Below are 12,315 nucleotides of genomic sequence, written 5' to 3' on the forward strand. Positions count from 1 at the left end.
TCGAACCATTCATAAGCAGAAAGAATATATCCTTTCAATCATCATCCTTGATTGAAATGGGTGAACCCGTTGAGGTATGTTGATTGACCCAGTCAAGCGATACTTTTGAAACGGCATCCCATTCAGGTATTTGGGCTTTATGTTGTTCCACCCAGCTCATGCAATATTGCGGGTCAATATTGCTTTCTTCAGATTCTGCCAAAAATGACTGAATTGTGGCTTCCGTACAGTTTTCCCATGATCCACATGTATCCTGCCAAATATGTTCCATTTTCATTTGGATATTTTCATTAGCCATTGGGATTCCTCCTTAATTAAATATTACTTATTGATATCTTCATTAAGTATGTCCAAGGCTAAATAAATCATTACAAAAATTAGGGTTTTTTAGCGAAAGAATGAATTTACAGTCGTAAAAATGATGAATAAACTGATTACGATAAACAAAATCCGCCAAAACCAATAGCTGCTTACGAAAGGAAAATCATTGCCTTCTTCAATCTCCTTTACACCTTTATACAGCCAATTGTATTGAAACAAACCAGTTTTGGAGCATTTCCAGTAAGTTTCGGGCTATTATGCGTGAATTGGGGCATATACTCGTGAATTTTTCACGCTTTTATTTGTCGAATCGGCGTTTACTCGTGAGTTTTAGCGTTTTACTCGTGAATTTTAGCCATTTACTCGTGAGTTTAGCCGATTTACTCGTGAATTTCAGCGTTTTACTCGTGAGTTTCACGCTTTCCCCATAAAATGGCACAAAAAAAAGCTGAATGCTTGGACTCCGCTGATCCCGGCGACGTTCGACGAACAATCCGTTGCCGAGTTCGGTACAGAGGCACCGCTTGGCCGTCCTAGGCAGCCGGCAGATCATGCTGGCGCCTATGTGCTGCTGGCATCTGATGAAGGTGCTTATATAACAGGACAGTGCATTCATATCAATGGCGGGATCACGATGTCCTCATAACACCAAAACGACCGAAAAGCATGGTGCTTTTCGATCGTTTTCTGTGTGAAATTTAATTTCCTATGCCGGGCGAATTCATCAATACAATTCTCCAACCATCCGGATCTTCAACGGTAACACCTGATTTTTCCCAATATGGATTTTCCGGAGAAACCGGTTCATAGCCCATACCTTTCAACCTATTCGTGATTTCCTCAATGGTTTTACGTTCAGGAATATAAAAGACAAGCAGATTATCTTTTGATGGGGCAGGACAAGGACTGCCATCCTTATGTTGGGTAAACTCCAGATGATAGCTGGAATCCGGAAGCCCGATCATGATGCCGTCATATCCCTCGTGCCCTTCGAAAGAACCGATTTTTTTCAATCCTAATCCTTCACAATAGAAGTTTACTACCTTTTTTAGTTGATCAGTAGGACGTGCAACCCGGATCTGCGCTACTTTCATTTCAGTTGGCCATTTACTTTCCATTGTCCCATCCCTCTCTGTAAATCGAATTACATTTCTTCTTTCAAATTACTTTTACCAATATTCATGCCAAAACCTAATGCAATCGCCGCACCTAAACAACTGAAAAGACAGCCGGCTCCCAAGAAAATGGTTGGATCTGATTCACCAATCATCACTGAAGCTATACCTCCAATCGCCGGAAAAAGGGCAACCATGTATCCACTTTTCGCCCCGCCTATCTTTTCTACAAGCTTGAGGTAGAATAGCCAAGCTCCAAAGGAAGCAAATATAGTTAAATAGAACAAAGCAGATAAATATGTAATGGATGTCGGTATAGTGACTGCTTGTCCTTGGATGAACACAATGGCCGCCAAAAGAATTCCACCTGCTGCAAATCCAAGTACATTGGCATAGATTGGGTTCACTTTCTCCCTGGCATTTCTAGCAGAGCTTGCATCGCCCAATGCAGTGAGGATGGTACCAAGAACAGCCATCATGATGCCCTTTATATCATTGAACCCATGAATATCATGTAAACTCGGATAAATAACAATACAAACAGCCAGCACACCAATTATCCCGCCAATTAAGATACGTGAATGCAATGGTTCCTTCAAAAAAAAACGAAGGGCAATGGGCGTTAAAATGACTTTCAATGAAAATATTAACGTAACCATTGCTGCTGAACTTAAGATAGTGGCGTAATAAAGGCATAAATAGCTTAAAGCAAAATTACAAATTCCAAACACAATAATGAATGGAACATCCTTTTTCTTAGGTTTTCCTTTAGGTCTAAGCATGCACAATAAAATGAAAAATAGGATGGCCGTCAAACCTAAACGATAGGTTAAAGATAATTCTAAACTCACAGGTGTACCTTGAATCTTAACGGCAATAAAATTAAGACCCCATACTAATAAACAAAATATGTACATAAAGTTAGTCATAATAACATGACCAATTTGCGATATTGCCCACTTTCTATCAGTTTATGAAACTCGTCGTAACTGCTTTTCCCATCCATAATTAAACCGCCTTCTATTAAAAATCACATATGTAATAATAAAGTAAATATTACCAATCAAAAGGGGATTGTCAATATATCAAACTACATTCCGAAAAGCCCTCCAGTTAATTTGGAGAGCTTTTCATTGGCAAACGGCTATTAGCACAAACTCGTTAATTGAGTTTCGAAAACGTTCCAGCTGATTCCTTCAATCCATTCCAACCTTCAGGGTTCGGGATGCGATTCCGATTTCCTATTGTCTAAAAACTGTGGCCAACGACTATTAGCCTTTATAGCTGACTTGTCCAGTTTCAACCAATTCTTTCAGTCCCATAAACATTAAATTCCAGCCGTGTTCAGATCCATCGTGATACTCTCCGAGTGCTTTTTCGATATCGGATTGTGTCCAATTTTCTTCATGAGGAACGGTGATGTTTTGTGAAAATGTCATTTCACAGCCCTTTTGAAGTTCTTTCAGCTCAACTGTAATTGTATCTGCCGCTTCACTGAATTGCGGCATTTTAAAAGTGAACACTAATTTATTGGGACGGTCCATTTCAAGGTACTCCCCTATCGCCCGATAATCTTTTCCATCGCGATGATCAATAATCTCCCAAGTTCCTCCCACTTGCGGATCATTTTGTGCCACTTTATTTGTCCCCTCCAATGTAAAAAGCCATTTTCTCATCATCCCGGGATCCACCCATGCAACAAATACCCTTTCAGGCATTACATCAAAATTTCTAATCATCTTTAAAGTGGTTGTCGAGTATTTTTCCATTTTCATACTCCCTCCTTATATCATTTTTATATACTTTTCAATTCTTCTTTTGAGACAGCACGCCAACCGTGTGCTTCCAGTTTCTCCAAATAAGTTTCCATCCTGATTTCCTCGATTTCGATCGCAAGCGGGTGCAGGGATACCAAACATTCATCCGAAGCATAATTTATCGTAACCTTTACAACCTCATATCCATTATGAAATCGTGGATCGAATCCGGGATCATCGATTATATCCCCTGTAACAGGACGAATATCAGATTCAAATGTTTTCATCATTAACCTATTCTTTTCTTGTTCTTTTATTGATGTAAAGAAGATCATTAAATTTACTTTCATTGCAGTCTCCTTTTCTCTATCCTTAACTTCCTGCGACCTTGCTCCAATTGGGATAAAGCACCTGCCCGTTTTATAAGACTTTGGAATTCACTATTTCCTTTTTCATATTTTGAAAGGAATAGATATCATTTATACCTTTATATAGTTCCCCGTTCTTGGAGAAAACTGCACTTCCATTTGGTATTGCATATATCTTTCGTTCATTTGATAGGGGAAATAATTCTCCATCTATATTATCCTCGTAATGGACCTCAACGCTAAACCCCACTAATCCTAAGCCCTTGATCACTATCGTTTCTCGATAGTCTTTATCTTTTATGATTATGCAATCATGGCCGAAAGCTAATGAACCCGCACTATATCCAATGATTAAACCTTGAAAGTTTTTGATAATTGCGGTAAGTCCCTTTTCTTCAATTACATGGATTAACCTTTCTGGCTTTCCACCTATAAAATAGAGAATATCATGTTCCATTATAGAGTTTTTCATTTCTTTGCCTGAAAGGTCTTCATTTAATAATTCAATACTTACATTCTCCATGATTGAAAAGGCTTGTGTAATACTTGCCATCCAACTTTCATACCTGGAATTGTCGGTTGCAAAAGGGATTATTAAAATCTTCGCTTCAGGTTTAATCTTTTTTGAAAGTTCTAGGAACACTTCACGTAATTCATTATTCGTGTGATTTCCGCCACCAATTAAACAAATTTCCATATATGTCCCCCATTTTATTTTTCTATGTAAAAAGGACAATACCTTTTTAGGTCACCGTTCTTCATTCCAAGTGCCATAAGAAAAAGAATTTCCATACCCGCTAAGAAAATGCTGCCGATCATACATTTTTAAATATCGTATTGTCTTTTAAATTCAAAAATCTCATCAACAGCTTGGTGATATCCACCCGATCTTTGAAAGGATTCTTTTAATTTTGAAACAGTTTTATGGAAGGTTGGGTCGTTTAACACATGATCTGCGGCCTCACGCAGCTGATTTGCAGTCAAGCTTTGCATTTGTAATGTAATACCGGCTCCGATATTGGCAACTTGCCCTGCAATCATCGGCTGATCCGCGCTTTGCGGGATGACAATTAGCGGAACTCCATAGTAGAGACCCTCATTGGTACTATTCATTCCGCCATGTGTGATAAATAATTTAGTGTATTTTAGCACGTCCGTTTGTGGAACGTATTTTTTCACAATGAAGTTTTTGGGGATCTCTCCTAATTCAATTAGCGGGGTTTGTTGACCGACCGACATGACCACCGTGTGATCGCTATTTCCAAATGCTTCAAAACAAAGCTTATAAAAATCAAGAGACCGGTTAAAAACCGTCCCAAGCGAAATGTAAAGGGGACTTTTTCCTTTGATATCAGCAAGGTCAAAGTTATCCTGCTTTATTCGTGAAGAAATGGACGGACCTACAAATTTGTAAGTTTGGTCGAATGCTTCTTTAAAAGGTTGAAACTCCCTAGTTGTATAAACGATTGAAAGTGGTGCAGGATTACAAAAAACTTCGTAAGCAGAATGGATCTCCACATCATATTTTTCCTTCACCATTGCCGTCAGTCTTTGAAATTCATCTTGTATAGGTTTACCTATTTCTGGAGTGATTTCTTTAGAAAGCTGTTCCAGCATTTTATCGAATGATGCTTTTGTCTGCGCAAAAGAAGTACAAGAATTGATTGCGGGAAGCTTAAGGATTTGGGCAAGCATACGTCCACAGCCAAACATGGAGTCATGGATGATGTAATCGAAATGCTCTCCTTTGATCTGTTCGAGCACGCTAGGTATGACGATATCTATCGTATGTAAAAGACCGTTGATTCTTTCGAGTAAATAATTTCTTCCCCCTGAGAGAAAAGCTTTTATAAATTTTTCACCGTCAATTGTTCGTACAGTAGCTCCCGTCCTCTCTATACGTTCCCGAAAAGACTCTATCGTAAAGTACACTACCTCTTCTCCACGCGAAATAAGCTCTTGCACAACTCCAATAGTTGGATTGATATGTCCTTCTGATCCAGCATTAAGAAATAAAACACGTGCCATTCTACCACTCCTTAAATGATTCTGTAAGAGTATGGACACTATCCCATACCCTTCCAAATTCAAACAATATAAATTTATCATAGTACAATACTGGAAAATCTCAAATTCTTAATCACCCTTGTAATCTAAAATTAATATCGTTCATAAAGGTCAGCCGGATTCTTAAAGGGAAAATGAGCGCTGTATGTAGCTGTCGCTTTTTTCATCAGGGTAGTATAGCTGAAAAAGGTAATCCACTCATTAATAGAGAACTTATATTTTAAAATGGATTTCTTTGGAGGGAATAATGATGGCAAAGTATTTTCCGGAAATGTTAGCTGAGCATCAAAACTTCATAAAGAAACAGCATTTGTTTTTTATTGCAACGGCACCTTTGGATGCGGCGGGGCATGTAAACCTTTCTCCAAAAGGGTATGATACCCTTCGCATCCTATCATCTACCGAAATTGCGTATTTGGATCTAACCGGGAGTGGTAACGAAACAAGCGGACATATTAATGAAAATGCCCGGATTACCTTTATGTTTTGTGCATTTGAAGGTCCGCCGATGATCTTGCGCTTATATGGTTCAGGCAGGGTGATTCTGCCTGAAACAGATGAATGGGATCGGATGATAGGTCATTTTGAAATGATGCCTGGTGCAAGACAAATCATTTTAGCCAAAATTCATAAAGTCCAAACCTCTTGCGGATATAGTGTCCCCTTCATGACCTACTCCAATGAACGTGAAACATTGAATCGGTCCAACATGAAAAAGGGTGAAGCTGAACTGGAAAATTATTTGCGTGAAAAGAACTCCTTCACCATTGATGGCATTCTGACACCATTAGGGAAAAAATTATCGAATGACTCTAAAACCACCTAAAATTCTGCTTGTCACGTACAAACATAATAAAGGAGTTAAAAAAGGTATGATGCAAAAAAAGGGTTGGTGGATTTTAGTTATAGTCTCGGTTGGGATTATGATTCCTTTCATGATCCCCTATCTAACTTTAAATCCTGCTAACAGCCGTGTAGATATTACTTCGACAACACAATATTCTATACTGGTTACACATATTGGTTGCGCCTTTATTGCCTTAATAACAGGTTTTCTTCAGTTTATGGATCGTATTCGTTTGAAAAACCCAAAGGTTCATCGCTATGTGGGGAGGATTTATGTTGTCAGTGTTTTTATTAGTGGAATTCTTGCTCTTGCCGTTGTCTTCTATATAGAAAGTTTCACAAAAGCAGCAGCTTTTCTTACTCTGGCCATTCTGTGGTTATTCACATGTTGGAAGGGTTACCGTACAGCTGCTAAAGGGCATTTTCATGCACACCGAATATGGATGATGCGTAGTTTTGGAATAACTCTAGTAGCAGTCAGTACACGTGTACTAGTCCCCGTCCTTCTCATTACTTATTACACTTTTAATGGATTTATGCTTCCAGAAGGAAGAGATAAGATGATCGAGGAAGTATTGAATGTAAACATTTGGGCAGGGCTCGTTCTCAACTTTGTCATAGTGGAGTGGATGATCCTTAATAAAAAAAACGGGTAGAGAAATCAGCTAATTGACTTGTTTGGCGAAGATTCTTTGTAACTAAAAAAAGTAACTATTCGCCGCTAAGAATAGTTACTTCAAATGAACCGGATGGGAATAAATAGGACAGGAGAGAGTTGTCCTATCTGCTTCCAGTATATGAAGTAACGATTACAAGGTGAATAAATTATCTGTTAGAGAAACAGTTTGAAGAAACTTTGCTTAACCTGCCCCTTTAGTTCGATAAGAAAAGGAGCTGCAAAAGCAACTCCTTTAGATGCGAGAAACATTTCTTTTAAACTGTTACGAGTTTATATAACTTCAGACGAACTACGCGACTTTTTCCGACTATGCTTGAATTAAAGCGTGACAATGATCGGTCCATTTTTAGTAAGGATAATCGTATGTTCCACTTGAGCTACAAAGCTTTTTTCAGTAGCATAGGTCCAACCGTCTTCTTTTTGGAATACTTCTTCTTCAAAGGTTGAGATGAATGGTTCGAATGCGATAACCATCCCTTCCTTTAATATTTCATTATCCCATGGATCATAATAATTACAAATATGGTCAGGTGCTTCGTGTATTCTACGTCCAACACCATGTCCTGTAAGGTTTTTGATAACCGTGAATCCATGCTGTCTCGCTGTTTCGAACACCGCTTTTCCGATTCTGCTTTTTTTGGAACCGGGTTTTGCTTTCTTAAGACCCGCCTCAAATGCCTTTTTGGCGACGTCGCATAATTTCGTTAATACTTCTTCTCCTTCGCCTACTACAAATGAGATTCCTGTATCTGCGAAATAACCGTTCTTTGAAGCAGATACATCTATATTTACTATATCCCCTTCACGAATAACCCGATCACCCGGAATGCCATGTGCCACTTCATCATTTAGGCTGATGCAAGTATAGCCAGGAAAATCATATTCACCTTTTGGAGCTGAAACTGCACCCGCTTTTTCTAAACGTTCCCCGGCTATATCATCAAGTTCTTTGGTCGTTATGCCCGGAATTGTTCTTTGTACCAATTCATCTCTAATGGAGGCAATAATTTTGCCAATTTCCTTCAAACCATTAAAATCATCTTCTGTTTTTGCAATCATTTTTTTCTACCTCATTATCTTTAATCATCAATAAACTATATAAGCATTCATTATACCCTTTATTTTAGCGAAAAATTAAAGCAATGTACATAATTGGGTACGATGCCCCTCAGCTTGAATTTTTCTTCAATCAGGAAAAAGACAACAACATTTGCAGCAGTACCTTATTTATCCTATAATGATGCGCTCTTTGGGATAGTGATACGCATGTTTTAATGGTTTGCCCTCCATACTGAATAAGAAGGTAAAAATCCCGATTTTCCCTATAAACATTAAAGTCATGATTACGACCTTCCCGGTAGCACTCAAATCCGGTGTAATGCCAAGCGAAAGGCCTACAGTGCCAAAAGCAGAGGCGCCAATAGCCCTTTCTGGTATTTTCCCCATTCATATGCTTTTCCAAATGGGACACCGAGTCCTTTGAGTTTTCTTACTCTCGTTCTTGGCAACTTCCATTGTTTCCATAAGCTCTGATTATCACGAAAATGCTAGATTAAAGCATGAACCCCCAACAGGCATTTAGTAAATCCAGGTTTAAGTATTGGAGGAGTTGAATGAGATTATGGTCATGTTAATGCCATTCTTATCGAAGATCAAGGCTTCTTTTTTCGGGAGGTGTTGATCCCAAGACGGATGGAGCTGCTATGGACTGGTAAGCAAATGTAAAATAGTATGTTAGATTTCCTTACATTAATAGTGACAAAGGGCAATAATATTTATATGATTAATTCAAGAACTACAAGCAGCAGGTGAGTATGGATGAATTCTTCTTTTAAAAAGCAGCTGTCGCAGTTATATAATGACATCAACCAAGAAATTTATAGTGCGGGAGTTAGTAAGCAAACAATTGACATCCAGGATAATCGCATTGTCATTTTTGCGCAGACGAAGCGCTCGCCTTTAATCTCAGTATTAAGTGAAAGGTATTCTGAGCTGACCTTATCCGTCGATGGGGCTTTAGCCATGGAATATAAAATTCGATTAAAAGAAAACTTTGAGAAGCGATTTGGAATGAAGGTCAAGACCATATTTAAGGATTACGATTTTACAAGTGAGCATGCTTGTACGGTGATTTACCTAGAACAATCGCTTGGTATCTAACCAACCTTATTATTGGAGAAATTTTGATTTATCATTTTTTCTTCACGGACTTGTTTCAAGGATTCAGGAGCTTAAATTTCGTTATACGTGGTTTAGGAGCCGTAGATATAGGAGGAGACCCCTTCTATTTCTGCGGCTTTTTTTATAAAGCAAATTAAGGGGGAATAAAGGTGAATTCAAAAGTATTCTCGTTAGGATTCCAGCACGTCATGGCGATGTATGCTGGGGCGATTCTTGTTCCATTGCTTGTTGGGAGGGCATTAAACCTTACTCCGGAGCAATTGGCTTACTTGGTCGCCATTGACTTATTAACCTGCGGTATCGCTACCTTACTGCAAGCGTGGAAAAACAAATATTTTGGAATTGGTTTACCCGTTGTATTGGGTGCTTCGTTTGTTGCCCTGTCGCCGATGATCGCTATCGGATCACAATATGGTATTCCTGCCATTTACGGATCCATTATAGTAGCAGGACTCTTCATTTTTTTATTTGCTCGCTATCTTGGAAAACTCGTAAAGTTCTTTCCACTTGTTGTCACGGGAACTGTCGTCGTGATCATTGGACTATCGTTAATTCCATCGGGAATTAGAAATATGGCTGGCGGAGCAGGGAATCCGGACTTCGGTAGCTTAGATAACTTGATGTTGTCCTTGGGTGTCATCGCTATTATTCTTATTATCAACCGTTTCTTTAAAGGGTATGTCCGCTCTCTTTCCGTGCTCTTAGGGATTGTCGCAGGTACAGCTCTAGCTGCGATGATGGGGAAAGTAGATTTCCATGAGGTTTTAGAAGCTTCATGGTTCCGTATTCCTCAACCGTTCTATTTCGGTGCCCCATCCTTCGAGATCGCTCCGACACTGACGATGTTAATTGTAGGATTAGTCATTGTAGTTGAATCAACAGGTGTATTTTTTGCCTTAGGGGAAATTTGTGATCGTCCTGTTACACAAGATGATCTCACTCGAGGATATCGAGCAGAAGGCTTGGCTATCACCTTAGGAGGAATCTTTAATGCCTTTCCCTACAACACCTTTGCGCAAAATATAGGGTTAGTTCAACTATCTCAAAACAAATCAACGAACGTTGTGGTTGCAGCAGGTAGTATCCTAGTATTTCTTGGTTTAATTCCTAAAATTGCGGCCCTTGCTACAATTATTCCTGCCCCCGTACTTGGCGGTGCTACGGTTGTGTTGTTTGGTATGGTCGTGTCTTCAGGAATTAAAATGCTAGGTTCAGTAGATTACAACAATCAACATAATGCACTTATTATTGCTTGCTCAATTTCGTTAGGACTAGGATCAACCGTCGTACCTGAGTTATTTAGTCAATTGCCTCCATCCCTTCGAATCATCGTTAGCGATGGAGTGATTACCGGAAGCCTAACTGCTATCTTTATGAACCTATTTTTTAATTTCCGTACTGTTCTAGCTCCAGCATCCCTCCAGCATGAGGAAGCTAACGAAGCACATGTTTAATGAAAAAAAGATAAAGGGGTTATGATACATGCAACTTTGAATGCATTAAATGAAATTCCATTGTCTGAGTTTGTGGAAAAGTTAAAGGACATATTTGAACACTCTCCTTGGGTAGCCCAAAGGGCAGGGGAGTTTCGTCCTTTTAGTTCCTGTGAGTCGCTTTATGAGAGGATGGTCAGCGTTGTCCAAAATGCGAGTGAGGAAGAAAAGTTGAACTTAATTCAGGCCCGCCCCCATTTAGGAACACGAAAAACGATGAGTTCATTTTCCCAGAGTGAACTAAAAACTGCTGGATAGAGTCAGCTATCAGAAGCAGAATATGAGCTTTTGCTGGATATGAATAAAGAGTATGTCCATCGATTTGATTTTCCCTTTATTTTAACTGTTCGTGGAATAAACAAAGATGAAATTCTTCAAGCGATGGAGGACCGATTGAACAATTCAAAGGAACATGTTATTCACCACTTCTCCCTTCAAATAATTTCCATCATACGGAATTGTTTGCTTCTTCGCAGAATAACTAACGACTAGTAACCGTCCTCCTTAATCTGCTCGGCCCTTCCTTATCTTCTCGAGTAGACAAGTACAATATGGTCTACATTGTTATTACTTAAACGTTCGTGTAATGGAGTGCCATAAACCGAGTTTGTGGCAGCTTTATCAAATATGATAGCAGTTGATGGTACCTTAATATCCCTGTGTATCTGGAATCCAGGTCCTTCCCATGTGAAACATCTAAATCTCTTATAAAAACAACAGGGATATCTTCATTTATCGCTTTTTCAATGACAGTATTAATGTTAGTAACGATTTTTTCTTTTTCAAAGACTCCTTGTTCTTCCTTATTACCTTCTATTAATTCCTGTTGAGCATCGATTATCAGTAATGTTTGTTTCAGTATTCCCCCCTAAAGTTATTGGCAGCTAGACTTTTCATGTTTTTCATCAGAAGCAATTCTTACTAAGCTCTTTATATTTTCGTCACTGATTTACCAATACCTTCTTGAACGATCCTGCCCCTTCTCCATAAGAAAAAGCTGACTTATTGACAGCTCCAATCTTCACAAACGCACTTGTTAGCTGAAGAAGCAGGTTACTTTCCAGAGTTCTCATCAAACGGTTTTCGTTTATGTTTTTCATTAATGATCTTTTTATTAAATATCTTAACTTCTCCAACCATTAGTAACCTCATATCCTCTACAATATACTTGGCTAACTCTTGGTCAGTGATGCCATCTCCATCAATATCAAGGCGGAATTCCTGCCCTTGAAGCCCACCGCCATTAGTAAACTTGATTTCAAAGTCAAATTGAACTCTTTTATCCATTTGAAACCTCCTCATATATTGATTGATACTGGAATTGCATTGATATATAAACCTTTTGGCGACACAGGGTTTTTACACCTTTCACAGTTCCCACTATACATATTCCAAACAAAAAAACCATTCCCTTCTTCAACTAACTGCCCCGATCATTTCATAAATAAAAAGAGCTGCCAATTTCAATAATAGATTCATTAGAAAAAC

14 protein-coding genes and 3 pseudogenes are annotated in these 12,315 nt (G+C 38.8%); 6 read left to right on the forward strand and 11 right to left on the reverse strand.

From position 1 onward, the window contains the following. Window positions 1–34 precede the first annotated feature (34 nt). A complete protein-coding gene (locus ACJ9PY_RS22070; RefSeq protein ID WP_411739017.1) occupies window positions 35–298 on the reverse strand; it encodes a hypothetical protein in 264 nt (87 codons plus the stop codon). 480 nt (window positions 299–778) lie between these two features. Between ACJ9PY_RS22070 and ACJ9PY_RS22075 the strand changes: the two are divergent. Further along, window positions 779–967 (forward strand): annotated as a pseudogene (locus tag ACJ9PY_RS22075) (SDR family oxidoreductase); the annotation flags it as partial. 52 nt (window positions 968–1,019) lie between these two features. Here ACJ9PY_RS22075 and ACJ9PY_RS22080 read toward each other — a convergent pair. The 6 genes from ACJ9PY_RS22080 to ACJ9PY_RS22105 all read right to left on the reverse strand — a co-directional run bounded on the left by ACJ9PY_RS22080 (window position 1,020) and on the right by ACJ9PY_RS22105 (window position 5,589). Continuing rightward, a complete protein-coding gene (locus ACJ9PY_RS22080) occupies window positions 1,020–1,439 on the reverse strand; it encodes a VOC family protein (RefSeq protein WP_268589876.1) in 420 nt (139 codons plus the stop codon). 26 nt (window positions 1,440–1,465) lie between these two features. Continuing rightward, a complete protein-coding gene (locus ACJ9PY_RS22085; protein ID WP_411739018.1) occupies window positions 1,466–2,365 on the reverse strand; it encodes a DMT family transporter in 900 nt (299 codons plus the stop codon). A 342-nt stretch (window positions 2,366–2,707) separates the two neighbouring features. Then, entirely contained in the window at window positions 2,708–3,205 is a 498-nt protein-coding gene (locus ACJ9PY_RS22090) for an SRPBCC family protein (RefSeq protein ID WP_063575130.1), read from the reverse strand. Between the two features lie 26 nt (window positions 3,206–3,231). Further along, a complete protein-coding gene (locus ACJ9PY_RS22095; RefSeq protein WP_268938573.1) occupies window positions 3,232–3,543 on the reverse strand; it encodes a hypothetical protein in 312 nt (103 codons plus the stop codon). 70 nt (window positions 3,544–3,613) lie between these two features. Then, window positions 3,614–4,258: a Type 1 glutamine amidotransferase-like domain-containing protein gene (locus tag ACJ9PY_RS22100; protein ID WP_411739019.1), complete on the reverse strand. Its 645-nt coding sequence runs from the start codon at window positions 4,256–4,258 to the stop codon at window positions 3,614–3,616. A gap of 128 nt (window positions 4,259–4,386) precedes the next feature. After that, a complete protein-coding gene (locus tag ACJ9PY_RS22105; protein ID WP_411739020.1) occupies window positions 4,387–5,589 on the reverse strand; it encodes a macrolide family glycosyltransferase in 1,203 nt (400 codons plus the stop codon). Window positions 5,590–5,878: 289 nt separating this feature from the next. Between ACJ9PY_RS22105 and ACJ9PY_RS22110 the strand changes: the two genes are divergently transcribed. Both ACJ9PY_RS22110 and ACJ9PY_RS22115 read left to right on the forward strand, forming a co-directional pair. Then, the gene (locus tag ACJ9PY_RS22110) at window positions 5,879–6,454 is read left to right on the forward strand and encodes a pyridoxamine 5'-phosphate oxidase family protein (RefSeq protein WP_411740309.1); all 576 of its coding nucleotides are present in this window, start codon (window positions 5,879–5,881) and stop codon (window positions 6,452–6,454) included. Window positions 6,455–6,500: 46 nt separating this feature from the next. Next, entirely contained in the window at window positions 6,501–7,130 is a 630-nt protein-coding gene (locus tag ACJ9PY_RS22115) for a DUF2306 domain-containing protein (protein WP_411739021.1), read from the forward strand. 341 nt (window positions 7,131–7,471) lie between these two features. Here the strand turns inward: ACJ9PY_RS22115 and map are convergent, their stop codons facing one another. Next, complete coding sequence (gene map / locus ACJ9PY_RS22120) at window positions 7,472–8,212, reverse strand: type I methionyl aminopeptidase (protein WP_063575125.1); 741 nt, start codon at window positions 8,210–8,212, stop codon at window positions 7,472–7,474. Window positions 8,213–8,380: 168 nt separating this feature from the next. Beyond that, window positions 8,381–8,566 (reverse strand): annotated as a pseudogene (locus ACJ9PY_RS22125) (potassium transporter TrkG); the annotation flags it as partial. Between the two features lie 405 nt (window positions 8,567–8,971). Between ACJ9PY_RS22125 and ACJ9PY_RS22130 the strand changes: the two are divergent. The 3 genes and pseudogenes from ACJ9PY_RS22130 (at window position 8,972) to uraD (ending at window position 11,319) form a co-directional block, all read left to right on the forward strand. Then, the gene (locus tag ACJ9PY_RS22130; RefSeq protein ID WP_400448839.1) at window positions 8,972–9,313 is read left to right on the forward strand and encodes a DUF2294 domain-containing protein; all 342 of its coding nucleotides are present in this window, start codon (window positions 8,972–8,974) and stop codon (window positions 9,311–9,313) included. Between the two features lie 209 nt (window positions 9,314–9,522). Further along, the gene (locus tag ACJ9PY_RS22135; protein WP_411740310.1) at window positions 9,523–10,788 is read left to right on the forward strand and encodes a nucleobase:cation symporter-2 family protein; all 1,266 of its coding nucleotides are present in this window, start codon (window positions 9,523–9,525) and stop codon (window positions 10,786–10,788) included. A gap of 21 nt (window positions 10,789–10,809) precedes the next feature. Beyond that, window positions 10,810–11,319, forward strand: a pseudogene (gene uraD / locus ACJ9PY_RS22140) (2-oxo-4-hydroxy-4-carboxy-5-ureidoimidazoline decarboxylase). A gap of 79 nt (window positions 11,320–11,398) precedes the next feature. Here the strand turns inward: uraD and ACJ9PY_RS22145 are convergent. Next, on the reverse strand, window positions 11,399–11,689 hold the full coding sequence (locus tag ACJ9PY_RS22145) for an isochorismatase family protein (protein WP_411740311.1): 291 nt from the start codon (window positions 11,687–11,689) through the stop codon (window positions 11,399–11,401). Window positions 11,690–11,880: 191 nt separating this feature from the next. Beyond that, a complete protein-coding gene (locus tag ACJ9PY_RS22150; RefSeq protein ID WP_411739022.1) occupies window positions 11,881–12,114 on the reverse strand; it encodes a cyclase in 234 nt (77 codons plus the stop codon). Between the last annotated feature and the right edge of the window lie 201 nt (window positions 12,115–12,315).

Origin of the sequence: Peribacillus sp. S4 (genome assembly GCF_046715815.1) — a bacterium.
Taxonomy (GTDB): Bacteria; Bacillota; Bacilli; order Bacillales; family DSM-1321; genus Peribacillus; species Peribacillus frigoritolerans.

What these genes read in the sequence shown, in the direction of transcription:
- ACJ9PY_RS22100 (WP_411739019.1), bottom strand. Translation starts at nt 4,258, where the DNA reads ATGGAAATTTGTTTAATTGGTGGCGGAAATCACACGAATAATGAATTA.
- map (WP_063575125.1), bottom strand. Translation starts at nt 8,212, where the DNA reads ATGATTGCAAAAACAGAAGATGATTTTAATGGTTTGAAGGAAATTGGC.
- ACJ9PY_RS22085 (WP_411739018.1), bottom strand. Translation starts at nt 2,365, where the DNA reads ATGACTAACTTTATGTACATATTTTGTTTATTAGTATGGGGTCTTAAT.
- ACJ9PY_RS22080 (WP_268589876.1), bottom strand. Translation starts at nt 1,439, where the DNA reads ATGGAAAGTAAATGGCCAACTGAAATGAAAGTAGCGCAGATCCGGGTT.
- ACJ9PY_RS22130 (WP_400448839.1), top strand. Translation starts at nt 8,972, where the DNA reads ATGAATTCTTCTTTTAAAAAGCAGCTGTCGCAGTTATATAATGACATC.
- ACJ9PY_RS22110 (WP_411740309.1), top strand. Translation starts at nt 5,879, where the DNA reads ATGGCAAAGTATTTTCCGGAAATGTTAGCTGAGCATCAAAACTTCATA.
- ACJ9PY_RS22070 (WP_411739017.1), bottom strand. Translation starts at nt 298, where the DNA reads ATGGCTAATGAAAATATCCAAATGAAAATGGAACATATTTGGCAGGAT.
- ACJ9PY_RS22105 (WP_411739020.1), bottom strand. Translation starts at nt 5,589, where the DNA reads ATGGCACGTGTTTTATTTCTTAATGCTGGATCAGAAGGACATATCAAT.
- ACJ9PY_RS22115 (WP_411739021.1), top strand. Translation starts at nt 6,501, where the DNA reads ATGATGCAAAAAAAGGGTTGGTGGATTTTAGTTATAGTCTCGGTTGGG.
- ACJ9PY_RS22090 (WP_063575130.1), bottom strand. Translation starts at nt 3,205, where the DNA reads ATGGAAAAATACTCGACAACCACTTTAAAGATGATTAGAAATTTTGAT.
- ACJ9PY_RS22150 (WP_411739022.1), bottom strand. Translation starts at nt 12,114, where the DNA reads ATGGATAAAAGAGTTCAATTTGACTTTGAAATCAAGTTTACTAATGGC.
- ACJ9PY_RS22095 (WP_268938573.1), bottom strand. Translation starts at nt 3,543, where the DNA reads ATGAAAGTAAATTTAATGATCTTCTTTACATCAATAAAAGAACAAGAA.
- ACJ9PY_RS22135 (WP_411740310.1), top strand. Translation starts at nt 9,523, where the DNA reads ATGGCGATGTATGCTGGGGCGATTCTTGTTCCATTGCTTGTTGGGAGG.